Annotated in this window: 25 protein-coding genes and 3 pseudogenes; 14 read left to right on the top strand and 14 right to left on the bottom strand. The window is 63.9% G+C overall.

Annotation, left to right across the window (positions count from 1 at the left end; genetic code table 11):
- Positions 1 to 10 precede the first annotated feature (10 nt).
- The 3 genes from OKW39_RS31965 to OKW39_RS31955 are packed head-to-tail and all read left to right on the top strand — an operon-like array spanning position 11 to position 3,158.
- Complete coding sequence (locus OKW39_RS31965) at positions 11 to 1,264, top strand: ABC transporter substrate-binding protein (protein ID WP_090806886.1); 1,254 nt, start codon at positions 11 to 13, stop codon at positions 1,262 to 1,264.
- 57 nt (positions 1,265 to 1,321) lie between these two features.
- On the top strand, positions 1,322 to 2,296 hold the full coding sequence (locus OKW39_RS31960; RefSeq protein WP_184064375.1) for a carbohydrate ABC transporter permease: 975 nt from the start codon (positions 1,322 to 1,324) through the stop codon (positions 2,294 to 2,296).
- 10 nt (positions 2,297 to 2,306) lie between these two features.
- Positions 2,307 to 3,158 carry a carbohydrate ABC transporter permease gene (locus tag OKW39_RS31955; protein WP_018423397.1) on the top strand — a complete coding sequence of 284 codons (852 nt, stop codon included), beginning with the start codon at positions 2,307 to 2,309 and terminating at the stop codon, positions 3,156 to 3,158.
- Between the two features lie 297 nt (positions 3,159 to 3,455).
- Here the strand turns inward: OKW39_RS31955 and OKW39_RS31950 are convergent.
- Positions 3,456 to 3,782 (bottom strand): annotated as a pseudogene (locus OKW39_RS31950) (hypothetical protein); the annotation flags it as partial.
- An 81-nt stretch (positions 3,783 to 3,863) separates the two neighbouring features.
- Between OKW39_RS31950 and OKW39_RS31945 the strand changes: the two are divergent.
- The 6 genes and pseudogenes from OKW39_RS31945 to OKW39_RS31920 all read left to right on the top strand — a co-directional run.
- Positions 3,864 to 4,196 (top strand): DUF2322 family protein, encoded by a 333-nt coding sequence (locus OKW39_RS31945; RefSeq protein ID WP_429564467.1) that lies wholly within the window; start codon positions 3,864 to 3,866, stop codon positions 4,194 to 4,196.
- 249 nt (positions 4,197 to 4,445) lie between these two features.
- The gene (locus OKW39_RS31940; protein WP_429564466.1) at positions 4,446 to 4,736 is read left to right on the top strand and encodes a hypothetical protein; all 291 of its coding nucleotides are present in this window, start codon (positions 4,446 to 4,448) and stop codon (positions 4,734 to 4,736) included.
- A gap of 50 nt (positions 4,737 to 4,786) precedes the next feature.
- Positions 4,787 to 4,930, top strand: a complete 144-nt coding sequence (locus tag OKW39_RS31935) for a hypothetical protein (protein WP_167368704.1) — start codon at positions 4,787 to 4,789, stop codon at positions 4,928 to 4,930.
- Positions 4,931 to 5,027: 97 nt separating this feature from the next.
- Positions 5,028 to 5,255, top strand: a complete 228-nt coding sequence (locus OKW39_RS31930) for a hypothetical protein (protein ID WP_429333565.1) — start codon at positions 5,028 to 5,030, stop codon at positions 5,253 to 5,255.
- A gap of 26 nt (positions 5,256 to 5,281) precedes the next feature.
- Entirely contained in the window at positions 5,282 to 5,503 is a 222-nt protein-coding gene (locus tag OKW39_RS31925; protein ID WP_429564465.1) for a hypothetical protein, read from the top strand.
- Between the two features lie 617 nt (positions 5,504 to 6,120).
- Positions 6,121 to 6,840, top strand: a pseudogene (locus OKW39_RS31920) (sterol desaturase family protein); the annotation flags it as partial.
- Between the two features lie 183 nt (positions 6,841 to 7,023).
- Here the strand turns inward: OKW39_RS31920 and OKW39_RS31915 are convergent.
- The 5 genes from OKW39_RS31915 to OKW39_RS31895 all read right to left on the bottom strand — a co-directional run bounded on the left by OKW39_RS31915 (position 7,024) and on the right by OKW39_RS31895 (position 13,507).
- Complete coding sequence (locus OKW39_RS31915) at positions 7,024 to 8,169, bottom strand: MFS transporter (protein ID WP_429333567.1); 1,146 nt, start codon at positions 8,167 to 8,169, stop codon at positions 7,024 to 7,026.
- Positions 8,166 to 8,960, bottom strand: coding sequence for a DeoR/GlpR family DNA-binding transcription regulator (locus tag OKW39_RS31910; RefSeq protein WP_429564464.1), 795 nt, complete (start codon positions 8,958 to 8,960; stop codon positions 8,166 to 8,168). Before OKW39_RS31910 ends, OKW39_RS31915 begins: the two co-directional genes overlap by 4 nt.
- Before the next feature lie 99 nt (positions 8,961 to 9,059).
- On the bottom strand, positions 9,060 to 10,562 hold the full coding sequence (locus tag OKW39_RS31905; RefSeq protein WP_429564463.1) for a PepSY-associated TM helix domain-containing protein: 1,503 nt from the start codon (positions 10,560 to 10,562) through the stop codon (positions 9,060 to 9,062).
- Positions 10,563 to 10,632: 70 nt separating this feature from the next.
- Complete coding sequence (locus OKW39_RS31900) at positions 10,633 to 12,912, bottom strand: TonB-dependent receptor (RefSeq protein ID WP_429564462.1); 2,280 nt, start codon at positions 12,910 to 12,912, stop codon at positions 10,633 to 10,635.
- Between the two features lie 184 nt (positions 12,913 to 13,096).
- The gene (locus OKW39_RS31895; protein ID WP_429333571.1) at positions 13,097 to 13,507 is read right to left on the bottom strand and encodes a DUF2946 domain-containing protein; all 411 of its coding nucleotides are present in this window, start codon (positions 13,505 to 13,507) and stop codon (positions 13,097 to 13,099) included.
- A gap of 140 nt (positions 13,508 to 13,647) precedes the next feature.
- Here OKW39_RS31895 and OKW39_RS31890 point away from each other — a divergent pair, with 140 nt between their 5' ends.
- Positions 13,648 to 13,848, top strand: coding sequence for a hypothetical protein (locus OKW39_RS31890; protein ID WP_184064755.1), 201 nt, complete (start codon positions 13,648 to 13,650; stop codon positions 13,846 to 13,848).
- On the opposite strand, the gene OKW39_RS31885 is transcribed toward OKW39_RS31890, so the two are convergent.
- The 3 genes from OKW39_RS31885 to OKW39_RS31875 all read right to left on the bottom strand — a co-directional run bounded on the left by OKW39_RS31885 (position 13,843) and on the right by OKW39_RS31875 (position 16,735).
- Positions 13,843 to 14,439: a molybdopterin-dependent oxidoreductase gene (locus OKW39_RS31885; protein WP_429364124.1), complete on the bottom strand. Its 597-nt coding sequence runs from the start codon at positions 14,437 to 14,439 to the stop codon at positions 13,843 to 13,845. The genes OKW39_RS31890 and OKW39_RS31885 overlap by 6 nt on opposite strands.
- 290 nt (positions 14,440 to 14,729) lie before the next feature.
- A complete protein-coding gene (locus OKW39_RS31880; protein ID WP_429564461.1) occupies positions 14,730 to 16,037 on the bottom strand; it encodes a LysR family transcriptional regulator in 1,308 nt (435 codons plus the stop codon).
- Positions 16,034 to 16,735: a GntR family transcriptional regulator gene (locus tag OKW39_RS31875; RefSeq protein WP_429364120.1), complete on the bottom strand. Its 702-nt coding sequence runs from the start codon at positions 16,733 to 16,735 to the stop codon at positions 16,034 to 16,036. The genes OKW39_RS31880 and OKW39_RS31875 overlap by 4 nt, the downstream gene beginning before the upstream one ends.
- Before the next feature lie 391 nt (positions 16,736 to 17,126).
- Here OKW39_RS31875 and OKW39_RS31870 point away from each other — a divergent pair, with 391 nt between their 5' ends.
- The 3 genes and pseudogenes from OKW39_RS31870 to OKW39_RS31860 form a co-directional block, all read left to right on the top strand.
- Entirely contained in the window at positions 17,127 to 17,969 is an 843-nt protein-coding gene (locus tag OKW39_RS31870) for a gallate dioxygenase (RefSeq protein ID WP_429564460.1), read from the top strand.
- On the top strand, positions 17,969 to 18,328 hold the full coding sequence (locus tag OKW39_RS31865) for a protocatechuate 3,4-dioxygenase (protein ID WP_090806862.1): 360 nt from the start codon (positions 17,969 to 17,971) through the stop codon (positions 18,326 to 18,328). Before OKW39_RS31870 ends, OKW39_RS31865 begins: the two co-directional genes overlap by 1 nt.
- Positions 18,329 to 18,489: 161 nt before the next feature.
- Positions 18,490 to 18,843: pseudogene (locus OKW39_RS31860) on the top strand (GNAT family N-acetyltransferase); the annotation flags it as partial.
- Positions 18,844 to 18,873: 30 nt separating this feature from the next.
- Here the strand turns inward: OKW39_RS31860 and OKW39_RS31855 are convergent.
- From OKW39_RS31855 to OKW39_RS31840, 4 genes are all read right to left on the bottom strand, one after another.
- On the bottom strand, positions 18,874 to 19,509 hold the full coding sequence (locus tag OKW39_RS31855; RefSeq protein WP_429564459.1) for a PqiC family protein: 636 nt from the start codon (positions 19,507 to 19,509) through the stop codon (positions 18,874 to 18,876).
- Positions 19,506 to 20,801 carry an MlaD family protein gene (locus tag OKW39_RS31850; RefSeq protein WP_429564458.1) on the bottom strand — a complete coding sequence of 432 codons (1,296 nt, stop codon included), beginning with the start codon at positions 20,799 to 20,801 and terminating at the stop codon, positions 19,506 to 19,508. The genes OKW39_RS31855 and OKW39_RS31850 overlap by 4 nt, the downstream gene beginning before the upstream one ends.
- The gene (locus OKW39_RS31845) at positions 20,798 to 22,003 is read right to left on the bottom strand and encodes a paraquat-inducible protein A (RefSeq protein ID WP_429564457.1); all 1,206 of its coding nucleotides are present in this window, start codon (positions 22,001 to 22,003) and stop codon (positions 20,798 to 20,800) included. Before OKW39_RS31845 ends, OKW39_RS31850 begins: the two co-directional genes overlap by 4 nt.
- Positions 22,004 to 22,217: 214 nt before the next feature.
- Positions 22,218 to 23,408 (bottom strand): L-dopachrome tautomerase-related protein, encoded by a 1,191-nt coding sequence (locus tag OKW39_RS31840; protein ID WP_429564456.1) that lies wholly within the window; start codon positions 23,406 to 23,408, stop codon positions 22,218 to 22,220.
- 518 nt (positions 23,409 to 23,926) lie between these two features.
- Between OKW39_RS31840 and OKW39_RS31835 the strand changes: the two genes are divergently transcribed.
- Entirely contained in the window at positions 23,927 to 24,703 is a 777-nt protein-coding gene (locus OKW39_RS31835) for a hypothetical protein (protein WP_429564455.1), read from the top strand.
- Between the two features lie 142 nt (positions 24,704 to 24,845).
- Here the strand turns inward: OKW39_RS31835 and OKW39_RS31830 are convergent, their stop codons facing one another.
- Entirely contained in the window at positions 24,846 to 25,232 is a 387-nt protein-coding gene (locus tag OKW39_RS31830; protein ID WP_090806852.1) for a BON domain-containing protein, read from the bottom strand.
- Positions 25,233 to 25,256 lie beyond the last annotated feature (24 nt).

The following is a 25,256-nucleotide window of genomic DNA, read 5'->3' as shown; positions in this document are numbered from 1 at the left end:
GACAGTCAGGATGAAACTGAAACCACGCAAGATTCTGTTGGCGCTCGCGCTGGCCGCGGTTGCCGCGGGGACCTCGGTCGTCGGCACCGCGCAGGCGGCCACGCTCGCGATGAACATCGCGTACAAGGGCGCGAGCCAGCGCGCGGTTTGGCAGCAGGTGGTCGACGAGTTCAAGAAGGCGCATCCCGGGATCGACGTGAAGGTATCGTTCATCGATGAGGAAGCCTACAAGGTTCAGTTGCCGGGTTGGCTTTCGACTGTCGCGCCGGATATCGTCAACTGGCACGACGGCGAGCGTATGGCGTATTACGCGCAGCGTGGCCTGTTCGAGGATCTGACCGGCGACTGGCAGAAGAACGGCTGGAACGACATGTATGCGTCGACGAAGGAAGCATCGTCGTACAAGGGCAAGCAGTATGCCGCGCCGACCGTGTACTACTCGTGGGGGATGTTCTATCGCAAGGACCTGTTCGAGAAGGCCGGCATCAAGGGCGAGCCGAAAACGTGGGACGAGTTTCTCGACGCCGCGAAAAAGCTGAAGGCCGCCGGCATTGCACCGATCGCGGTGGCGGGCCGCGATGCCTGGACGCTGGCCGGCTGGTTCGATTATCTCGATCTGCGCCTGAACGGCAATGCGTTTCACCAGAAGCTGATGGCCGGCGAAATTCCGTACACCGATCCGCGCGTGAAGAAGGTCTATACGACGTGGAAGCAACTGATCGACGACGGCTACTTCATCAACAATTCACTGTCCTACGATCTCGACGCGGTGCAGCCGTTCCTGTTCCAGGGCAAGGCTGCCATGATGCTGATGGGGACGTTCATTGCGGCGGGTTTCCCGGACAACGTGAAGCCGCAAATGGGGTACTTCCAGTTCCCGATCATCGACTCCAAGGTGCCGACCGCCGAGGACGGGCCGGTCGAATCGCTGCATATTCCGTCGAAAGCGAAGAACAAGTCCGATGCGCACACGTTCCTTGCGTTCGTCGAGACGCCTCAGATCGGTGCGCAACTCGCAAAGGGACTCGGCTCGTTGTCGGCGAACAGCAAATCGCCGGAGCCTGAAGATCCGATTTCGAAGATCGGCTTCCAGATCCTGTCGAACACGAAGGGCGGCATTGCGCAGTTCTACGATCGCGACATGACGAAGGAAATGGCCGACGAAGGGATGAAGGGGATGCAGCAGTTCGTCTCCGATCCGTCGAAACTGGACGACATCCTCGCGCAGCTCGAGCAGACGCGTCAGCGTATCTACAAGAAGTGAGCGGCGGCGGCCGCAAGGCCGCTGTCCGATGCATCGGATTGGATCGGGAGATTGATCGTGTCGCATTCCGTCAGCCGTCGTAGCGTCGACGGTCCTGTTGAACCCGGCGGCCCGGGCTTGCCGGCGTCGAGCGGTGCGCTGAGCGGCGCGTCCGTCGCGTCGCGCCGGCGCGGCCCGACGCCGACCGCACGGCGGCAGCGGCGCGCCGCGTTCCTGTTTCTCGCGCCGGCCTGCTTCATGGTGGCCGTGTACGTGGTGTGGCCGATCCTCTCGACGATCCGTCTGAGCTTCTTCAACTGGGATGGGATGACCGAGCCGACCTTCGTCGGCCTCGCGAACTATATCGAGCTGGTCCATACGCCCACGTTCTATACGGCGCTCAAGAACAACCTGATCTGGCTCGTGCTGTTTTTGCTCGCACCGCCGATGGGCCTCGCCGTCGCGCTGTATCTGAATCAGGCGGTGGCGGGCATCCGCATCGTCAAGTCGCTGTTTTTCGCGCCATTCGTGTTGTCGGGCGTCGTGGTCGGACTGATCTTTTCATGGTTCTACGATCCGACCTTCGGCCTGCTCGCGATGATGCTCGGGCACGGCGTGCCGGTGCTCGGCGATCCGCGCTATGCGACGCTCGGCATCGTGTTCGCGGCGCTGTGGCCGCAAACCGCGTACTGCATGATTCTTTATCTGACCGGCTTGACCACGTTGAACGCCGAGCAGATCGAAGCTGCGCGAATGGAAGGCGCGCAGGGCTGGTCGATGCTCTGGCATGTCATCCTGCCGCAGTTGCGGCCCACGACGTTCATGGCGATCGTCGTGACGATCATCGGCGCGCTGCGCAGCTTCGATCTGATTTCGGTGATGACGGGCGGCGGTCCGTTCGAAAGCTCGACGGTGCTCGCCTATTTCATGTACGACCAGGCGATCAAGTACTACCGCATCGGCTATTCGGCGGCGATCGCGGTGGTGCTGTTCGGCATCATGCTCGTGTACATCGTCTATCACCTGCGGCGGATGCTGCGCGCCGAGCAATGAGGAGCCGCTGATGTTTCCGATTCCGATCGACAAATGGAAGCCGGCCACGCGCCGCGCATACAAACTGACGTTGCCGATTGCACTCGTGATCTGGCTGTTGCCGATGATCGCGGTGCTGGTCACGTCCGTGCGTTCGACCGAAGAACTGAGCGAGGGCAACTACTGGGGATGGCCGAAGCACTTCGCGATGTTCGATAACTATCGCGAGGCATTGACGACGTCGCCGATGCTGCATTACTTCTGGAATAGCGTGCTGATTACGGTTCCTTCCGTAGTGGGTTCGATCGCACTCGCGGCGATGGCGGGCTTTGCCTTGGCGATCTATCGCTTTCGCGGCAATTCGACGTTGTTCGCGACGTTCGTCGCAGGCAACTTCGTGCCGATCCAGGTGTTGATGATTCCGGTGCGGGATCTGTCGTTGCAACTCGGTCTGTTCAATACCGTGAGCGCGCTGATTCTGTTTCATGTGTCGTTCCAGACCGGCTTTTGCGCGCTGTTTCTGCGCAACTTCATCAAGCAGCTGCCATTCGAGCTGGTCGAGGCGGCGCGCATCGAAGGGGCGAACGAGTGGACCGTGTTCTTCAGGATCGTGCTGCCGCTGATTCGTCCCGCGCTCGCGGCGTTGGCGATCCTCGTGTTCACGTTCGTGTGGAACGACTACTTCTGGGCCTTGTGTCTGACGCAAGGCGATGACGCCGCGCCGATCACGGTCGGCGTGGCCGCGCTGAAAGGGCAGTGGACGACCGCGTGGAATCTCGTTTCGGCGGGATCGATTCTGGCGGCGCTGCCATCGGTCATGATGTTCTTTGCGATGCAGAAGCATTTCGTCGCGGGTCTGACGTTTGGCGCGACGAAGGGGTGATGCTGTTCACGCGTGGCGCGGCAGCGTAGAGAAGGGTTGCCCGCGGAAGCGGGCTTTTTTTCGGCGTGGCGAACCGCTGCTCGCACGCTGACTTCTCGATCAACGCTTTTCAGCTGACGCCGGGTTGACCCGCTGCATAACGGCATTCAACGCCGCGCGCGCACTATCGAGAGGCCGCTTGCCTTCGCCGACTTCGCTCGCGAGGTCCAACTTCTGCTACGGGTATGGCTGCTACCCGTATCAACCATCGAACGAGGCCTTCCTGCCTGAAAACAGGAAGGAAGGCGCCTGCCGCTATCAGGCCGGATCAGCGTACTTCAGCGTCCACGTCAGCGTACGGCTGGTGCCGCCCGTCAACGCGAACGGGTTGGTCGTACAGGCGAAGTTGGAGTGCAACTGTCCAATCGGCGTGGTCGACAGCGGGTTCGTCGCGGGGCTATTCGTGTAGCTGACCGAGTAGCCGTCGCTATTCGCCGTCGTGTTCAGGAAGTCCGCGAACGACGTGTAGTCCGTTTCCACCGCGAGGTTGCCCGTCAACGTGCCCGAGCTCAGCGTATCGGTGCGCGTGATCGAGCTCTTGGCGAATGTCATCACGGTGTGCACCTGCAGATCGAGATCCGTCGTGGCCACCAATTCGCCCGCTCGCCGCCCATCGGATAAGATACGGCCCGCCATGCATTTTTTAGAACGGAAGGAGTGGTTTCAATGATCGAACCGAGCAACGTTTTCAAGGAAAATCTCGCCAGAATGCCGGCGATCGACGGCATCGCACGCATCGATCTGGTCAATGGCGGCGGTACCGTGGTCGCTAGCATCGAGAACAAACCTGGCAAGCAGGGCTCGCTCGCGGTGTACAACTACCTGCGCGGCGCGTTCGGCACGCTCGACGCGAAGGCGGCCGAACACGGCCTCGCGCTGTTTGCCGAGCATACGGCCGACGCGCGCAACCGTCCGGGCGCGCATCCGAACGTCGACCATCTGCTGGCGATTGCCGCTGGCGGCGAGGCATTGCGCATCGGTGTTGTTGCGGCAGCTTGAGGCCGCTCAAAGTCTTTTCCGCGCCGGCAAGGTAAACGTTTTCCTGCCGCTGCCGCGAATTTCCAACGCCCCGGCGACGGGATTTGCGGCCCACCTGCGCTAATTGCTCGGTAAAAACCCTCGTTTTTCCCGAAGCCCCCCGGATTGGCTTCAGATTCGGCTTCTGTTCGGTGAATTGAAGCGCGGGGGGGCGGCGCACACTGGGTTCGTCCCGTCGCGTATATCGCGCTTTTCCGTCAGGAGCCCCGGATGTCTTCCCGTCACGACAAACCCCACCGGTTCGACGCCGACCTGCCGGAACTCGTCACCTCGGAACGGGATCAGCCGACGCCGGGTCCGGACGACCGCGCGATGCGCGAACTGCAACGCGGTTCCGAAGCCATCGTGCGTCTGGCCACGCAGGCACACGCGGCCATCGCCCGAAGCGACGAAGCCGGCGCGCAAGCCGCGCGCCAATCGCTCGAAACGCAGCTGACGTTCACGACCGCCCTGATCGATGAGCTGCTGTTCGGTGCGCCCGAGCGGTCCACGCTGCATTGACAGCCTACGCGGCAGCATCACCGTACTATCCCGAAGTACCGGAAACTGACATGAGCGCTTTGACCGTCATTCTTTGCATCTGGGCCATGGTCGCGTTTTGCGCGGTCCTGTTCATCCGCGGCGCGAGTCCGCGCGTCGAGCGTGAGGCGGAGCAGCCGCGTGCTCGTCCGTCGCGCTATTCGATCGCCGAGTAACGCGCACGACCAACGACGCGGAACCAACGGGGTAACATGAGGAGCGCCGGCGCCACTGCCGGCCGGCACCGACGATGTTCCCCACGGAGGTTCCCGTATGGACACACATTCGATTCTCGGCATGCTGCATGCCGAAGAGGCTTTGCTGATCTCCATCGTGCGGTCGCTGCCCGACGATATCAAGCGCAGGATCGCCAACGACTTTCACGAGCAGGCGCAACTCGCCGAAAGCTCGCATCTGAATCCCACCACGAACCGCGAAACGAGCGACGCGTTCAAGGCCCATGTCCGACGGCTGTCGAACATGCTTGCTTCGTTGTCGTAACCCGGTCGCGCAACGGCGACCCCGACGTGTCGCTCCTGAGCAAGGACTCGACGCAGGCCGTTGCCCGCGTGCCGATACCGGCGTCGGCACCCGCACCGGTCGCGCCCGCTGCGCAAGCTCCCGCGTACACCGTGAACGGTGTGCCGCAGGATCCGCTCAAGGTCGACCTGCCGCGGAAGAGGTCGCTTGCCGGCGATGAATTACGGCAGTTCGAGTCGCGTGTCGGCCAATTGACCGCGCTGCTGTAAGCCGCTTGCCGTCTCAACTTTGCGACACGCCGGTCCGCATGATTCAGGCGCGCTTTCGTCGCATGACGTGTCGGCATGTTGACTGGTACGGGTCGCAAACCTTGGTCCGTCAATGCGCGTTCGGGTTTTCCCGCGCGCGTCGAACGACGTGTGCGAGCCAGCACGAAGGCGTCGGGGCATCCCCGCGGCATCTCATTTCCGATGCATTGCGTGCGATCAGGCCCGCTTCGAAGTGCCCCGGCAGGCGTTTCTCCATACGTAGCAAGCCTTCATTCCAGCATGGCATAGCCATTGCAATGACGAATGCACAAGAACTACACATGTTGCAGCCGGGATTTCACGCAGTGAACAAATGCCGACGGCAGCAAAAATCTTCGCGATTCGCGCCCGGGGAGCTTGGCGCAACTTGCGAGGTGCGGCGGGGCCAATAGCAAACGGATGTCGACAAACAACGACGACGCGAGCGGACGATACGGCTGCATCTAACGTCCGCTCGCGATCGTGACGGCGTGAAGCGATGACCCCGCCATTTTTTTCCGTGCTTGCGGGTGAAGCCGAATTCGCGGCGGGCCCCCGCTAAAGGGCGCTTGCGCGCGGGCCGGCGGGCTGCGAAGATCATGCTAACGACCGCCGGATCAGGGAATTCCATGTTAGCGTCGAGCCCATTTCCCGCATTGCTGCACCACGCGAGCCTGTGGCTGCAAGCCTACGCGCTCGTGCTGGTCATGATGGGCGTCGGTGCGTTGCTCGAGCGTCGCTGGCCAGCCGCATTGCTGCAATCGCGCGCGGGGCAGCGTCTGAACATGGCGTATGCGGGTCTGTATCTGGCCTTGGAGGAAGCCACGAAGCCGCTGACGGCGGCCGCGAGCGTCGCGATCGTCAATGCACTCGGCGGCGGGATGGTGGTGCTGGTGTCGCGCGGGTGGGGCGCGCTCGCTTCGTTCGTGATCGTGCTGCTGACGATCGATTTCCTCGAATACGCGTTTCATCGCTTGCAGCACACATGGCCCATCCTGTGGAAGCTGCATTCGCTGCACCATAGCGCGGTGGATTTCAACGTGACGATCACGTTGCGGCATCATTGGATAGAAGTGCTGCTCAAGGGCTGCCTGCTTTATCCGCTCGTCGGCGTACTGTTCAAGGTCGAGCCGTGGATCGTCGGTGCGACCTCGATCGTGTTCATGTTCGGCAACTATTTCGCGCATCTGAATCTGCGCATGGACCTTGGCCGCTACGTCACGTGGGTCAACAATCCGCAGTATCACCGGCTGCATCACTCGATTCGCGCCGAGCATTTCAATCACAACTTCACGCAGCTATTGCCGATGTGGGATCACGTGTTCGGCACGCGTTGGGTGCCCGCGAAACACGAGTGGCCCGCCACCGGTCTCGACGATGGTACGCAGCCGAGCTCGCTGCTCGGCGCGTTCAGCTGGCCATTGGGTCAGCATGCGGCACGCGATGCGTTACCCGTTCGCAAGCCGCTTGCCGTGCTCGATAAGAAAGCGAAATAACGCTGGCTACGCGGGTTGCGCGGCGCGCACCGCCTTGCCGCCCAGCAGCGACACGATCAGCGTGGCCATCACGAGCACGCCCAGCGCCGCGCGCAGGCCGAGCACGCCGGCACCGAAACCAATCAGCGGCGGCCCGACCAGAAAGCCCGCATAGCCGAACGTGGCCGCCATCGACACGCCGATCGCCGGCGTTGCGCACGAGCGACCCGCCGCGCTGAAAATCACCGGAACGATATTCGCGAGACCGATGCCGACCATCGCGAAGCCGACGCACGCGGTCAGCACCGTCGGCAGGCTCAGCACGAGCGCGAGTCCGGCGAGCGCGATCAGACCGCCGAGCGCGACGACCTTGCTCGAACCGAAGCGCCGCACCGATGCATCGCCGGCGATCCGGCAGGCCGCCATCGAAAACGCGAACGCGGAGTAGCCGATCGCGGCGACGCTCGCTTCCTGGTTCAACGTGGAGCGCAGGTACACCGCGCTCCAGTCGGCCACCGCGCCTTCGACGAGCATGCACATGAACGCGAGCAGCGCCAGTTTCATCACGCTGCTGTCGGGCCATGCGAAGCCGCTCGACGCGGCGGCCGCGCGCGGACCGATATCGCGCAACGCAAACGACGCGGCGAAAATGATCAGGGCCGCGATCAACAGATCGGGCGCGAACAGCCCGCCCACGACGCCGACGCCGCTTTTCTGCAACATCGCGCCGCTCGCCGCGCCAAGCAGGCCGCCCGCGCTCCACGCGGCATGAAACGACGACATGATCGGCGCGCGCCAGCGTGTTTCGATCGCGCTCGCATGTCCGTTCATCGACACGTCGAGCGCGCCGTTCGACGCGCCAAGCGCAAACAGCACCAGGCACAACGTCAGCATGCCCGGCGCGAGCGCGGGCAACGGCAACGCGATCGCGAATGCCGCGCCGAGCAGCGCGGTGGCGCGGCCGCTGCCGACGCGCGGCGCGAGCTGTCCCGCGAGCGGCATCGCAACGATGGCGCCGAGCGCGAAGCAGAACAGCGCGATGCCGAGCGAGGTGTCGCTGAGCGCCAGGCTTTCCTTGATGCGCGGCACCTCGACCGCCCATGCGCCGATGCCGAAACCGTTGGCGAGAAAGACGGCGAGCGTCGCGATGCGTTCCCTGACGAGTGAGTTCATGGACGTGCCGCCATCACGTTATCGCAGACGGCCCGGAGGCTCGCGACACGCGCGTCCGGCACGTCCGCTTCGACGAACAGATAATCGACGGCCGAAACAGGCGCTACCGCGAACGGCGCCGCTGTCATGAGCTTTTCCGAGGTCAGTGCGATGGCGATCTGGCTACTCGCTTTGACCATCGCGCGTTTCAGTTCGGCGTCCTCTGCGTCGAATACGGCGACGCCTTCATCGGGGTCGAAGGCGCAGGCGCCGAGAAAACAGAGGTCCGCGCGGATCTGCTGGATCTGCAGCAGCGCGGTCGCGCCGAGCGAGCCCACCGCGCCGCCGGCGATGCGGCCGCCGATCAGGATCACGTCGATACCCGGGCGGTTCAGCAGCCGCGCGCAGGCCTCGGGCGAATTCGTGACGACGCTCAGGCCGGCGTTGTCGGGCAGCGCCGACGCGATCGCGACGTTCGTCGTGCCCGCGTCGAGCAGCACGATCTGCTTCGGACGAACGATCGATACGGCCGCCGCGGCAAGGCGTGCCTTGCGATCGACGGCCTCATGCATGCGCAGCGCCGCGGGTTTGTCGGCGGGCGACATCAGTAGCGCACCGCCGTACACGCGCTTGCAGAGCCCCTGATCCGCGAGATCGCGCAGATGACGGCGCACGGTGTGCTCGGAGATCTGCAACTCGGCGGCCAGCTCGGCCGCGAGCACGCGACCATGCGCGCGCAATCGCTCCAGAATCAATGCTTCGCGCTGCTCGGGCAGTAGCCCGTTGATTGCATCTTCCCGGGTTCGCTGCATGGGTCTCATCTCCGTTCCGGTGTGAATCGATCATAAGCGAGCAAAATGTATCGTAAACGCTCGTGGGGCGCAAGCGGTGCGCCCCGGCTCGTCTTGATCTCACGCGACGCCGTTCGGTTCCGGTCGTGAGTCACGGCCGAAAACCAGCCGGTCGAGCAGCCACACCGCGACGAGCGTTGCGCCCATCAGCGGGAAAACGACGCCGAGAAGCGCGAGGCCGGTTGTCCAGCCACGCATCGGCGGTGCGGCGCGCTCGCGCGACGGCGCGCCGAGCGAGCGTTGTGGCCGACGTTTCCACCACATCACGAAGCCGGTCACAGCGAGCGCGCCAAGGCCGAGCGAAATGGCTGCGCACAGTATCTGATTCGCGACGCCGAAGTAGCGACCCATATGCAGCGACGTACCGTACGACACGGCCTTCGCGATCGCGCCGTAATCGCCGTAGCGAATGTCCTTCAGGATCGCGCCGCTGTATTGGTCGACGTACAGCGTGCGTTCGTCTTTGGGATTCGCGGGGAAATAGGAGAGCGTGTAGACGCCGGCTGCGGAGTTCGGCAGCACGATGCGGTAGCCGTCCGCGATACCGAGCGACGCGGCGAGCGCGACGATATGCCCGAGCGACAGAGGCTGCGCCGCGTCGGTGGCCGCGGAAGAGGGCACGCTCGCGTTGCCCACGGCCCACGGCGTCAGCGGCAACGGCAGGTCGTCCATGACCATGCCGGGCATCGAGTCCATGTCGGCGCGCGTCGCATGCGCGAGCGTGGCGCTCGCGTGGCCCGGGTGGTCCGAGGGCGTTCCCGGCACGATGGAGCGCAACGGCAAACCGCCCCACGCGCCCGGCGGAGCGCCAAGCTTCGTCGCGGTCGCGAACGCCTTGAACTGTTTGCCCCACGAGCCGGTCCACGGCAGCCCCGTCAATACGAACGCAAGTGCGCCAAGGGCGAGCCAGATGCCGATCACCGCGTGAAGACTTTTCCATAGCGGACGTCCTTTCAGCGCCAGGCGCGGCAGCAGCACCGCGCGCGCGGTCGTTTTGCCGCGCGGCCACCATAGTGCGACGCCGGTGCCGATCATCACGAGCGTCCAGCATGCGGCCAGTTCCATCAGCAGTTCGCCGGGCTTGCCGAGCAGCAGCTTGCGATGAAGCATGCGATCCACCTGCATCAAGCGATGCTCGACGCTCAGCGTGCCCAGCACCTCGCCGCTATACGGATTCAGATAGATGCTCTGCTGCGAGCCGTCCGCGAGACGAAATACGAATTCGGCGCTGCGTTGCGGATCGCGGGTGATCACGGCGGTCGTCGCGATCGAGCCGGGCGGCATCGCCGCGCGCGCTTTCGCGAGCAGCGCGTTGTCGGCCAGCCTCGGCACGGCTTGTGGTGCGACGACCAGTTGCTGTCGATAAAGCAGCGGCTCGATCTGCGGCTGGAAGCAATACAGCGTGCCGGTGATGGCGAGCACGAGTAGAAAAGGCATCACGAAGAGGCCCGCATAAAAATGCCAGCGCCACAGTGTTCGATAGCCTGGATGTGTCGGGCCGCTCGTGGCGGCGGTTGTACCGTTCTGCGCGCGCACGCGTTCGGCGGTTCGAGTCGTGGACATGAAATCCTCGTCGGGCAAACGGGTCGATGGTTCGTGTGCGACAAGCGGTTTGCCGCGTCTCGCATCAGGCTTAGATATGCAGCTTCGCTTCGACATAAAACGTGCGGCCCGGATACGGGTGGTAGACGAAGTAGCGCGCGTCGAACAGGTTGTCGACGCCGATGCCGAGTTCGCTGAGCTTCGTCGGCTTGAACGTGAACTTCGCGTCGACAACCGTGTAGGTGCTGGTGCCGCCGAACACGTTGGGGTTCGTGTCGGTATTCGTCAGCGTGTTGTACTGACGACCCGAGTAACGCGCAGCGAGCGTCAGCGCCGCGCGCGCGTCGAAGTGATACGTCGCGGCAAGATTCGCGCGCCACAGCGGAATGCGGTAGAAGTACTTGCCGACCGAGGCCGGATTCCGTGCGTTCTCGAGGATCTTCGACTGCGTGTACGCGACGCTCGCGAGCAGATCGAGCCCGCGCACGAACACGTCCTCGCCCGAATAGCTTGCTTCGACGCCGCGCGAGCGAACCTTGCCGATGTTCTGGAAGTTCGTCACGCTCGGAATCACGGTGGTGTCGGTCTGACTGAAGATCGTGTTCTTCACGTCGTCCTGAAAGAGGGAGAAGCGGAACACGCCATTCCAATGCGCCCATTCGGCGCTCAGCTCTTTCGACAGATCGTCTTCGGGCTGCAAATATGGATTGTTGTTGACGATCGCGGAGCCGTTGATTTGCCCCTGGAACAGTTCGCTCGCGGTCGGAAAGCGATACGCGCGAGCGATCGATGCGCGCAAAGTCAGCTCGTCGCTGACATCGAACGATAGCGACGCCTTCGGCGAAAGGTGGCGCTGGCTGGCATCGCTGTACGCGATCGTCGTGCCGGGCAGCGACTGTGCGCCATCGTAGGCTTGCCAGTCTTCATAGCGCGCGCCGTAGACGAGCTTCCAGCGCGGCAGAAAGCGCCACGCGTCCTGCGCATAAAGAGCTTGCGTCTGCGTCTTGCCGGTGAACGCGTTGGCGAACGAGGTCGCGTCGCCGTCGCGCCAGTTCAGCGTGTTGTAGGTCTGGTTGTCGACGAAGTAGTTGTCGTAGTGGTAGCCGACGCTCAGTGCGTGATTGGCCAGTCCTGGCTGGTTCGTCGCGGGCGTATAGGTGCCGCGCAGGTCCAGCGTCTTCCAGCCGGTGCCGTCGTTGAACAGCACGGTGCCGGGGCCATTGCCCGGACCGCCGGCACTCGCGGTGCGTGCGACGCCATTGCCGATGTCGTAATACGAGGCGATCGCCTCGCCGTTCCAGCCGGTCGCGTTGCGCGTTTTCAGCGACACGCCGTAGAGCCAGTTCTCGCTGTGCCCGACACCCGGCGCAAACGCGGCCGCCGGAATCGTGTAGTGGTAACCGTTGATCGATACGTTGCCGCTGTACACAGGGTTGCCGGCCGCGTCGCGCAGGAACGTCGATGTTTCGCTGTTGTACGTCTGGTGCCAGTAGCCGAGGGTGAAGCCGCCCTGCAGCGTCGGCGTGAAGTCGTACTGCATCTTCAGCTTGAACTGGTCCTGCACCGTGTGCTCGATGCCTTCGCCGTTCACACCGAGCACGGCCGTCGGCGCATTGGTCTGGTTGTTGTAGAAATAGGCGCCGGTGACGGGCGTGTCGCCGGCCTTGGCGGGCGTGGTCGATTTAGCGAGGGTTGCGAATTGCAGCGGCTGACTCGTGTTCTCGAGATGATTGACGCCGAGCCGGTACGAGAACTTGCCGATGCTATCGCCGATCGACGCGCTCGCTTCGCTGCCGTTGAAGCTCTGGTTCACGCCGAACAGGCTGAAGTGCTGCGTGAATGCCTTCACGTCGGCGTTGGCCTCGAACTGCTTTGGCATGCGCGTGCTGATCAGCACGGTCGCGCCGAGCGAATTGCCCGGATACAGCGCGGAAAACGGCCCGTAGATTACGTCGACCTGCTGGATTTCGTCGGGATACACCATCGACCAGCGCGGCGGAAACGAATAGCTATTGCCGAGCAGGTTGCTCAGCAGCAAGCCGTCCGCATAGACGAGGCCGCGCGCGCTCTGCGTATTGCTGGTGCCGCGCACCGCGATTATCGAATTCAGATCGCCGATAAAGCGCTTGCGTACCGCCAGGTTCGGCATGTACTTGAGCACGTCCTCGGTGTTGACGACGTTCCAGTTCGCGAACTGATCGCGCGTCACGGTTTCGACGGAGGCCGGCAGGTTCGGGTCGACGGCGCGCGGTGCGGCGCTCGCGCTTGCGCTTGCGCTCGCACTGACGCTGACGGCGGGCAGCGTCGCGTCGGTGTTTGCGTCGGCGGCATGCGTGGGTGTTGCGACGAAAGCCGGCACGAAGGCAGGCATGAGCGCGGGCCAAAGAACGGAACGACGAACCGCGCGATGAGCGGAAAAGACAGCGTCACGGCGGACGCAATAAGAGAGCCTTCGCAGCGCGAAGTTGAACATGAGCGTTTCCTCGATGCATTGAACAGGCGATCGCAGGCCTCGTCGATGTGAGCGACGAAGGCGCGATCAGAACCGGTAGCGATCAGGAAACGGCAGGTGGGGCGCGCGGACGTCCCGACGGGAAGGCGCCAAGCGGGGTGAAGCGGGTGGAGAGCGTGGGCGGCGCGGTGCCGGCCAGCGGCAGCGCGGCCGGCGGCTCGACGGCGGCGAGCGTCGGCATCGCGACGTGATGTTCGAGCAGATGACAGTAGCCGCAGGCGCCGAATGCCTCGTCGTGGCTCAGATGCACGGGCGCGGGGCTGGTTTGAGCGACGACGCTCGCATCGCTCACATTGCTTGCACCAGCCGGGTGAAGCGCCGAACATAGCGCGGCAATCGGCTCGTGGGCGCGGCCCGATTCGAGCAACTGACTCATGAGCGGCGCGAACGCGACGAGCCACATGGCGACGAGGCCAAGCCATGCGGTCAGGTGGTTGCGCGAGTGTCGAGTCATGATCGTCGAAGAAAAGACGGGCGCGATTCTAGCATCACCGCGCGATTCTTTCATTCGTAATGACGGGCATAACGGCGGATTAGACGATGAAACAGCGCTCATTTCGGGGCGCTAAGGCCTGAGGCGACAACCAGCGAGCCGTGGCGCTATGTTCGGCCGGGCAGTTCGTCGACGCGTTGCCCCTCGTCGCGCCGCAGCTCGAAGACTCCGCCTTGCCGAACGATCAGCGGGCCGAAGCGTTCAATATTGCCGGTGCGTGTTCGTTCGCGCTGGGTCAGTGGGCGAGCTCGGTCGAGCGCGTGCGGCAGGCGTGCGTCGAGCGATTCGGCGGCGCGCTATGACGCCTCTGTGAGCTGCATGTGATACAGGCCCCACGGCGACAATTCGAAGCGGTCCTTCAGTGGCTTGGCCGCGAGTTCGGGAATCTGATCGGCGTCGTAGATCGCCCATAACGGCCCCACGCCGCCGAGCGCCAGCGGCTTGCCGTCCATTTGTGTCGCGACGATGAAGTGATACTCGCGCACCTTGTCGAGCGTCGTCAACACCGCGTAGCCATCGACCGCGTGCATGACGATTTGCGTGCTGCCCGCGTCGGGCGCGCCGACGTTTGCGAGCACGTCGGTGAGCAGCGGGCCGCTAAACGTATGCATGTGCGCATCGTATTCGATCGTCGGATGGATCGTCACGGTCTTCATGCTGGCGAGCCACGGCAGATCGACGCCGTACGCTTGCGAAAACTTCACCTGGTGCTTCGCCAGCAGTTGATCGAAATCCGGATTGAGCGCGCCGCGATTGCTGTGCTTGATCGCGCCGGAGATCGTCAGGACGACCGGAGACGACCCGCATTCGGCGTGCTCACGCTTCGCGCCGAATGCGGGCGCGACCGCCGCGCCCAGTGCCGCGGCGCTGGTCAGGAACTGGCGTTTGTTCATTACGTTTTCTCCGGGTGTCGTCGAGGCGCCGCGTGGTGAGGTGCGCGCTCTTCTATTGTCGGAGAATTGTCGCCGCACGTGATACGGCGATGCTTCATTAACGCGTCATTCGCTATGCTATTTCCGCTTGCGGTTCGCGCCGGAGCCGGCACGGTTCCTTGCGCGGCGGTCCAATGCGGTGCGCGTCTTCGCAGGTTTATGACGAAGTCCTTTTCCAATGCCCAGGGACGCACGAACCAGGCGCAACGCAAGAAGCCTCCACTCTTTGTCGCCCTGATCAATGGAAGTGCTCAGTTCGCGCCGATACTGACGGTGCGCGTCACATCGACGACCGACAGCCGGATCGCGTCGATCAATGCGCGCGCGGCCGGTGACGGCGTGCCCGCCGCGCGCATCGTCAGGCCGATCTCGCGCCGCGTGTTGTGCAGCGGTACATCGAGCACCACCAGTTGCCCGGACTGAATCTCGTGATGCAACTGCTGCGCCGACAAGGCCGCCGCCATGTCGGTACCGAGCAGCAGGCCGCGAATCACCGCGAGGTCGGCGGTCTCGACGGTCGGCAGAGGCGGCTTCACCTTCATCCGCTTGAATTGCGTTTCGAACAGCGCACGCGCCGGCGCGTTGCTGCGCGGCAGAATCCACTGCGCGTCGCGCAGACCCATGATGGTCAGATCGTGCGCGTGAGTCAGCGGATGACCGCGGCGCACCAGCACCACCATGTCTTCCGACATCAGCCGCTCGTTTTTCAGGCCGCTCGTCGCGTCGTTGTCGCGCAGCGCGCCGAGAATGAAATCGATGTCGCCGGCGCGCAGACCGGCCACGAGCGTCTCGTAGGCGCTTTCGTCGGTGACCACGCGCACGCCCGGATTCTCCGAGGTCATTCGCGCGATCGCCTTCGGCAGGATCAGCGTGCGCCCGAGCGGCAACGCGCCGACTGTCACCGAGCCCTGAATCTTGCCGTGCAATGCGGCGATATCGTCGGGGACGTGGCGCAGTTCGTTCAGCGCGCGGCGTACGTGAAGCAGGAACGTCTCGCCCTCGGCCGTCAGCAGAATGCCGCGCGGGCTGCGGTGAAACAGACTCAGTCCCGAGCCGCTTTCGAGTACCCGGATCGCGGTGCTCACCGCGGGCTGGCTGATGCCGAAGGTTTTTGCCGCGCTCGGCATATGCCGATGCCGCGCGAGCGCCGCGAATAGTTGCAACCGCCGCGTGTTGAGCAGATACGCGGGCAATGCGCCTTCCGCGACGGGCCGGCGGCGCGTCTGTCGCGCGGCGCACCATCGGGCGAGTTCTTCGAGTTCGGCGAAGATCCGCTCGCTGCGATGCAGCACCGCGCGGCCGACCGGAGTGGGCAGCATGCCCGAAGGACCGCGATCGAACAGCGGTTCGCCGAGCGCCGACTCGAGCTCCTGCACGGAGCGCGTGACCGCCGACTGCGCGCGAAACAACGCGGCCGCCGCGCGCGTCGCGCTGCCCATATCGGCGACGAGCCGGAATGCGCGCAGTTGCGCGAGATTGAGCAGGTCCTTGCTGCTGACCGACAGCGGCGCTTTGGCGCTCGCCTGGCTGGTGGCGGCGGAAAGCGTGTCGTTGCTCATGCCGCGCCCGCGATCAGATGCAACGACGGCAGCGACAGATTCAGACTTTCCTTCGAGATATGCGTGTGCTCCTTCATCAACGCATCGACGCGCGCGCCTTCGCCTTTTTTCAGCGCGTCGACGATCGCGTGATGCTGGCGATGCGCGTACGTCAGCATCATGAATTGACGCTCGCGCGCGGATTCGTCGAACGCGATCGTGAACGGCGACACGAACGGCACCTTGCCGTTCAGACTGAGCGCGGCCGTGACCGCCTGGTTCTGCGCCGCTTCGACGATCAGTGCATGAAAGCGGCCGTTCATCTGCGCGTAGCGCACGTCGTCGCCTGGCTGCAGATGCTTTTGCTCGAAGATCGCGTCGCCTTCACGCAGGCAGTCGTCGAGCGCGGCGGCGAGCGCGGGGCTCACGCCGTTTTCGGCGACCGAGCGCGCGGCGAGTCCCTCGAGCACGCCGCGCACGTCGATCGCGTCGAGCACGTCGCGCACGCTGAAGCGGCGCACGACGTAACCGCGCGAGCCCGAACGATCGAGCAGGCCTTCCGACGACAGCACGCTCAACGCATAACGCAGCGGCGTGCGCGACACGCCGAGCCATTGCGCAAGCTGCGCTTCGACGAGCCGCTGCCCGGGCGACAGTTCGCCCGACAGGATCTTCTCGCGTAAGGTCTGCACGATCGCTTGCTGGGTGGTCTCGTTCATCGTTTCGTCGCTCGTCGGAAGCAGCGCAGTATAGCCACGCGTGCAGCACCGCTCCAAGCCTTGGAAATGTGCGTTGCGAGTTGTTTTCCGGGCCATCTGTTTTATTTATCGCGTGACGAGATGCCAAGGCGTCAGGGAAGGCTTGCCTCACCGGCTTGGGATACCGAGGGAGCGCTGCGCGGCGTGGGTCGGGGTGCGCTTCATCCGCGCTCCGGCCGCGCAAATGCCGGGTTTTTACTCGTCAACCCGGCGCTGCCTGAGGTATACCCGTGCTTCCCGTATCGCGGCACAATTTCTATCTTTGTATCCCAAGACGGTCGTGATGACTAGCGCGGCAAACCTGCCGACCTATCCGATTGGCAGCGGCACGAAGTGACGGAAGAGAACGAATATGGCAAGAATCATTGGTGGTATCGGCACGTCCCATGTACCCACGATCGGGTTGGCGTACGACAAGGGCAAGCAGAACGAACCGGCATGGGCGCCGATGTTCAAGGGTTATGAACCGGTGGCGCAGTGGCTGGCCGAGCACAAGCCCGACGTGATGGTGATGTTCTACAACGACCACGCGAACAGCTTCTTCTTCGACTGCTATCCCACGTTCGCGCTCGGCGTGTCGCCCAACCACGAGTTCGCCGATGAAGGCGCCGGCAAGCGTCCGCTGCCCGACATCGCCGGGCATCCGGATCTCGCGATCCATATCGTCGAGCAACTGGTCGCCGACGAATTCGATCTGACCGTCTTCCAGGACCGCCCGCTCGATCACGGCGTCAATTCGCCGCTGTCGCTGATGCTGCCGCATCAGGGCGGCTGGCCGCTGTCGCTGGTGCCGCTCGAAGTGAACGTGCTGCAGTATCCGCTGCCCACCGCGAATCGCTGCTACCGGCTCGGCCAGGCGCTGCGTCGCGCGATCGAATCGTTCGAGCAGGATCTGAAGGTCGTGGTGGTCGGCACGGGCGGGCTGTCGCACCAGGTGCATGGCGAACGCAGCGGCTTCAACAACACCGAATGGGACATGGAATTCCTCGACCTGATCGTCAGCGATCCGGAGCGTCTTGCCGCGATGAAGCACGTCGATTACGTGCGCCTCGGCGGCGCGGAAAGCGTCGAGACGATCATGTGGCTCGCGATGCGCGGCGCGCTGGGTCAGAAGGTCCGCGAACTGCATCGCAACTACTACCTGGCGACCAGCACCGCGATGGCCGTGACGATCTACGAAGAAGAGGTGGCGTAATGAATCCGCAACTGGTTGGCGTCGAAGAACTGACCGGCACGTATCCGTTCGATATCCGCCAGAGCATGAAGGCGATGCGCCTGAACCGCTTTTTCTGGCAGATGCGCGAAGCGTCGGCGCGCGCGCTGTGGCTCGAAAACCGCACCGCCTCATACGATGCGGCCGGCCTGACGCCGGAAGAACGCACGCTGGTCGACAACACCGACTGGATCGGTCTGATCCGTTATGGGGTGTCTTTCTTCGTGCTCGAGAAGTTCGCGCGTGTGGTGAAGATCACCAATCTCGGCGTGTACGCGAGCATGCGCGGCGAAACGCTCGAAGCGTTTCTGAAGACTCGTCAGGTACCCGACGCCGTTTAAAGGCCGCGCATCAAGGCAGCGCTGTCCGCTGGGTAATCCGATTTGAAGTTCCGATGTGTAGTTCAAGCCACCCGGCTTACTTCGACCCGGCCGTGATTATCGGCGGGTTCATGTCGCATATCTTCTTTGCTGTGCCGTTGGTGTTGACCGTCAAGCGGTTGAAAGGTAAAGGGCTTTGGCTATACCTCGAAAACGGCCGCACGCTCGCGTCTGTCGTGATCGACGGGGATAACGACACGGGTGTCGCTCATTTGCGCTGGTTCATCGTCGACGATTCTTTGCGCGGCTCCGGGATTGGACGGCAATTGCTGTCGCATGCCATGCGTTTCGTCGACGAGCGGTTCGACGAAACCTATCTATGGACGTTCAAGGGGCTCGACGCGGCGCGTCATCTGTACGAGTCATTCGGCTTTCGGCTAAGTGAAGAATCGGAAGGCACGCAATGGGGAACACGCGTGGTCGAGCAGCGTTTCAACCGGCTTTGCGCAAGGAAAGGCGATAACGGTACTGCGTGATCGGCGCGGCAGCGAACTCGACGCCGTCGGTCAGTGCGCGAGGACCGCCGCCGCGATCCGGTCGGCCAAATCGCCGAGAACGCGGCTCAACGCGGCCGCCTGCGCGAGCGCATCGTGTCCATTGATCGCGGAGTCGAGCGTCACCTGCTGCCGCAGCGTCGCCTGATCCGAGTGCCCGGCCAGCAGCGTCCACTCCGCTTGCAGCGTCAGCGTGCCGCTCGGGTCGGCCGTGGCATTCAGCACGGTGACGACCAGCGTGCGCGTGCCGGGCGGCGCGGGTGCATCCGGAACGACGAACGATCCGGCGGGCAGCCGCGTGAGCAAGTCCTGGGCGAGCGTTTTGCGCATCATCTGAGCGAGCGGTGCGCCCCACAGGTCGCTATCGTCGATCGTCAGGCGGTTCTGCGAAGCCAGCGTGACGACTTCGAGCCGATCGAGCACCGCGGGAATATGCACGGCGGTCAGTTGAATCGGTGGGATCGGCGCCGTGGCGGGCGGCGCGTCGGCGGGCATCGGGTTCAACGTCACATAGCGTGTCGGTATGCTGTGTCCGCATCCGGCGAGCGTCATCGCCGCGACGGTTACGACAAACGCCGCCGTCCTGACGCTCGTCGCGAGCGATGCCGCGACGGCGCGTCCGACGGGGAACGTGGACCTCGTCATCATTGAGCCTCCTGCTGCCTGCCACGGATCAGCGCCTCCGGATGGCGGTCGAGATAGTCGGCCAGTGCCCGAATCGAGCGTGCGGTGTCGGTCAGCTCCTGCATGGCGGCAGGCAGGTCGTTCTGGCTCGACGCGTCGCCGCCTAGCGTCCGGTTCGCCGCGGCAACGGTGCGATCGGCCGCGTTCGCCGTCTCGCGCAATTGCGCGACGAGCGGACCGATCTGTGGCGAGACCTGCTGCAACGTGTGATCGATCTGCGCGACCGAGTGGTCGATGTGCGTCAGGCTGTCCTTGATCTGAGGCGAGGAACTGAGCGCGTCGATATGCGCGGCGATACTGCGGACCTGTTCGCCGGTTTGCCGGATCGGAAGATCGTCGATTTTCTGGATCACCTCGTTGGCCTTGGCCATCGTCGTGTCGAGATTCGCGGCGGCGACACTCGGAATGACGGGCAGGCCGTCCTCGCTGGCGAGCGTCGCCACCGGCGCGCCTTGCACGAAGTCGAGGTTGATCTTGTCCGCGCCGACGAGCGGCGGATCTTGCGACAACCGCGCGCGCAAGCCTGTGGCGACGAGGCGGGTGAGCATGCCATCGACGAGCGGGCGCCAGTCCCCGTTGGCCGGTGGCGGCGCGCCGACGATGCCAAGCTGCGACGGGTTCAGCGCGATCTGCACGGGGGTGCTCAGCGCGCCCGTGCGTGCGTCGTAGTTCAGGCGCACGCTGGTGACGGTGCCCACGTCGAAACCGCGCAATTGCACATCGGCACCACTCTTCAGGTCGCCGACGGCGCCCTCGAAGCGCACCAGATAGGTGACGACCGGGCCGTGCCCCGGCGCGAGCGCGGGGCGGCGATCGACACCGTCGAAATGCGATGCCGGTTCGCCGGGCCCGGGCTCCATCACGATCTCGGGGCCGGTCAGCACTGCCTTGATCGACGCTGGATCGTTGAGATCCACGTGGGCGCCGCGCAGGAAAAACCTGGTCTCGCTGCGCAGATACTTTTTTTCGGCGCGATCTATCTTTAGCTCGGCTTGCACGTGTCGGCCATCGGGCGCGAGCGTAATCTCCGAGACGGCGCCGACCTTCACGCCGCGCAGCGTGACGATCGTGTCGTCGGGTTTCATGCCGTACGCGTTGTCGAAGGTTACCGTGACCGTCTCGCCATGATGCATCAACGCGCGAACGCCGAGCCATCCGGCCATCGCGAAGGCTGCGACCGGCACCGCCCAGATCCAGCCGGGCCAAGAGCTGCGCCGCACCTGAGCTTGCGAACGACGGGGACGCGTGCCGCTCATCGCTTGCTCCGCGGGTGGACGTCCCACATCAGGCGCGGGTCGAATGCGCGCGAAGCGGCCATCGTCAGAAACACGACCAGCGCGAACGCGGTGGCGCCAATGGCGGGTCTCGCCGCGGCGATGCCGTCGAACCGGACCAGCGGCACGAACGCCGCGATCGTGAACACGTCGACGTACGACCATCGGCCGAGTTCGTCGATCAGGCGGTACAGATGCGCCTTGACCCGCAGATGCCGGCGCGAACGGCGCCGAACGGAGACGACGAACCATGCCATGCCGAGAATCTTCGCCACCGGAATGACGATGCTCGTACAGATGATCAGAATGCCGAGCGGCCACAGGCCAGCGTGAAACAGCTGGTAGACGCCGTCGATGATCCGGGTTGAGTGGGTCCGCCCGAGTTGCATCGAAGTGGTCATCGGAAAGAGGTTGGCCGGGATCGTCAGAACGAGCGCGGCGAGCGACAGCGCAGCCGCGCGCACGACGGCGTCGGTTTTGCGAGCGCGCAACGTCAGTGCGCAGCGAGGGCACGGACGCCCCTCCTGCGACATCGGCACGACCAGATCGCAAACCGTGCAGGACAGCGGCGCTTCATGTTCCGGCAACTCGTTTTCCGCGGCGATCGCGCGCCACACCGTTCTCCGGTCGAGCGACGCGCGCGTGAGCATCGACAGCAGCGCCGCGGCGATGAAGCAGTAGCCGCCGGGGGCGATCGTGCCGGTCAGATTCTGCGTCACGCGCGCGTAACCGACGAAGCAGCCGACCAGATAGACATCGGGCATGGTCCAGACATCGAGCGAGGTGGTCCAGCGAAACAGCGCGCCGATTCCTCTGGTACGCCGGCCGAGCCGCAGCGCGGCGAGGACGATCACGAGGCCGCCAAAGCGGATGAATGGCAGCACGATACCGAAGGTGCCGAGCAGTACCGCGAGAATGAACCAGCCATCGTTCCACATCTGCACGATGCCCGACGACAGCAGTGATGAGCGTTCGACGCCGAGCATATGGACATACATCAGGGGCGCGAGGTTGGCCGGAAACAGCAATACGAAGGTCGCGCTCGCGCAGGCGAGCGCCGCGGTCTGGCTTCGGCCGCTACGCCGCTCGAGCGGAAAGTGACAGGCGCGGCAACGCGCGTAGGTATGGGCGGTGAGCGGCGGGATGTCTTCGAGCGCGCCGCATTCGGGGCAGCCGATCGTCATGCGACGTTCTCCATCGGCTGTCCGTTTTCAGGCGGGCAGCGCGTTGCGAATGAGGTTTCGCCGATCATCCCTCGACCCTTGGCGCCGTTTGGCGCGTGCATGTACGGCAGACGCGCTGGCGCGCGCCAGCTCTTGTCCTCCACTAGCATGGCGCGTTCCCGGCCCGGCCTCGGCGCGCCGGGCAGCGCGGACGAACGGCGGCTGCGGTGTGGCGTCAGTCGGGTGAGCGGTTCCGATCCGCTTCGCTTTGCGAGCCGGGCGGCGTGCCCGGTTTGGTGTCCGGCGCCCCTGACGGAGCGGCGTCGGCAATGATCAGCAACCTCGAAGACAGCGCGTCGGGATGGCCCGGCTTGAACCAGTTCATCTCGGGAATGCGTGAATCGGTCAGGTAGATCGTGCCGTCCGGCCCTTCCGCGAACGTATCCGGCCATCGCAGGCCGGGCTCGTGCAGCAACGTCGTCAATGTCGCGCCGTCCCATACCTTCACCGCGTGTTCTTCGACCGCGGTAATCAGCAGGCGTCCCGTCCGGTCGATGTGCAGCCCGTCGGCGGGGCGATGCTCGAGCACTTTCTCGACGCGGTTGCCGACTTCATCGGTCGCGAGCGTGGTATCGCGAAGCGCTTCGGTGGGCACGCGGTAAAGCGTTTTGCCCTTCACCGCCTGCCAGTACACATACAGTCCATCGCGAGTGAGCGCGATGCCGTCGGCCGCAAATTCGACGCCGCGTCCATCGGGACGCCGCAATGGTGCGCCGCCTGCATGGACCGTGACGCGCGGATCCGTTTGCGTCGACGGATGCCCGTCGAGCACGCGGCGCGCTTGACCGGTGCCGAGATCGACCACCACGATCGCGCCGCGTGTTCCAGAGTCCGTGATGTAGGCGAAACGGCCGTCGGGACTGATGCGCACGTCGTTCAGATAGCTGCCCTGAGGCGCGATTTCGAGCGTGAACGCAATGCAGCCGACGACGCTATCCGTCGCAAGATCGATGCGGACCAGTTTAGGGGCACCCGGCACGACGAACGCCTGGGCCGGCGCGCCGGGGTCGAGTACCCACAGGTTGTTTTGGGAATCGCACAGCATCGCCTGCACGCAGACCCAGCGATCCTGCGGGTTCAACTCGTCACGCCTGGCATTGCGCCAGCCGTTCCATCGATCGTCGGGATAAGGACGGACGTCGCCATCGGGCGTGAGTACGCCGACGGAGATCGGCGCGTCTTCTGTCCAGCGCGGGAAGTTGACGAAGATGCGTCCGTCCGCGGCGACGGCGACGCCGGTCACCTGGTGCCCGAAAGACGCAATCTCGCGCAGATGCGGCAGCGAGCCGTCGTCACCGGCGCTCGATGCAGGCGCGGCGGTCAGTGGAACCCGATCCGCGGCGGTTGGCGTGGCGGTGTCTTTCATGGGCTGTCTCCGGGACAGGACGGAAATGTCAGTATTCAGCAAACCGAATGCCGCGTGCAAAGATAAAGTAAATCGTAATCCGCGAATCTTTCGGAAGGTATTCAACGTGAATTGCTGACAGCCCTTTATGCGAATCGTTTGACTTTCGCGCGAGCAGAGAACGGTACTGCGCGCAATAGGGAAAGCCGAGTTGTCGCGTGGCGCTTGATACGACATGGCGCGCTAAAAGGCCGCGTTGCTACTACGTCATTCAGGGCGAAAAGAATCGCTCCGCGGCGGCGTGCGGAGCCGCCGTACCAAACGGTCCATTTCGGCAACTCTGACTCTCAGGGTTTCTCCTGACTCGCCTTTGGACCCGCCGTGTCACTCGTGCGCTACACCGCTCATTTGCAAAGAAAAAATAATGCCGACGTCTAAGGAATGTGCTAGAAAATAACAATTGCACGCGCAGACAAATAGCCACGCCTGCAAGTAAAAATTTCGGCTTTCAATACTCTTAATCGGCCGCGAGGTGGATCGTGAGAACAAGGACGCTTTGGGGGCTCGGGGTGACGACGGTCGCTTCGGTGCTAACGCTGCAATGTTATCCAGCGTGGGCCGACGGACCCGAAGCGGCGTATGCGTCCGACGACGAGGTGCCGGCCGGCTCGCTCAGTCCGAACGAGTACAAGGTCAATGCGGACGGCATGAAAGAAGATCCGAATGCGAAGATGTCGGACGTGGCCCGCGCGTATCGCAATGGCTATATCAATCGCGGCAAGCAGGATCAGGCCGATTACCAGGCAATGATCGACTCGCACAATCACGGTCAGCGGCAACCCGCCAGGACCGACGTCGCGCGGGTCGACGTGCCGCCGCTGCCGCCGGGCGTTCCCGAAGACGATAACTCGAAGTACACGAGTATTCCGCCGCAGCCTCAGAAGCCGCGGCCGGTCCAATACACGCAGCGTCAGGTGCCGCAACCGCCGCCGCAACAGCAATATCAGCAGGTGTACCAGCAGCCGCAGTACGCGCCGCCGCCAATGCAATACCAGCAGGCGCCGGCCTACGCGCAGATGCAGCCGGTCTACGACAACCAGCCGGTATACGTGCGGCAGGACTATCCTCAGCCGCCCGTGCAGTACGTGCCGGTTTATCCGCAGGCGCAATACGATGAAATGCCGCAGGTCGTGGAAACGGTGGTTCAACCGGTCGCGCCTGTCGCTTATCAGGTTTATCGTCCGCCGGTCTATTGGGCGCAGCCGCGCGCGTATGCGTATCGCGCGCCGGTCTACAGCTATCGTATGTGGCGTTGAGGTATTGCGCGAGTCGTGGCGGCGTTGCGCAGCAATGGAACGCCGCGGCGAATACTCGCACGCATCGATTGATTGGCCGATAGAAAGTACTCAGCCCGCCGCATTCGTGGCGGGCTGAGTACTTTCTTTTATTCGTTTTGCGCTAGTGGCCGCTGGCACCTCTCGTGCGCACATTCAGATGGTTATTCACCTGTCTGACTCCGCGCACCGATCTCGCGACACTGCCCGCGCGTTGCACCTGAGCGCGCTGCGGTACCCAACCGGTCAGCGTCACGATACCGCGGCGCGCCTGCACGTGAATCGACGTTGAATGCAGGTTCGGTGTGCGTGCGAGCGCGCGCCGCACGTCGCGCGCAAGCTCGCTATCGGGTCTGTTGCGAGCCGGCGATGCCGCGATGGATTGGCTTTGCGCGGAAGCATCGTTCGGCATGCCGCCACTGGTTTGCGCATTCGCACAGGTCGCAGTGCCGATCGCAATTGCTGCCGCGGCAATGGCGCCAATTAGGGTGCTCGCGCTGTCTTTTCTCACAAGTCCTCCTGTACCACCTGATTG

It is taken from the genome of Paraburkholderia sp. MM6662-R1, assembly GCF_050436245.1.
GTDB classification, from domain to species: Bacteria; Pseudomonadota; Gammaproteobacteria; order Burkholderiales; family Burkholderiaceae; genus Paraburkholderia; species Paraburkholderia tuberum.
The sequence above is the reverse complement of the archived record's forward strand: the minus strand, read 5'-3'. Positions and strand labels throughout refer to the sequence as shown.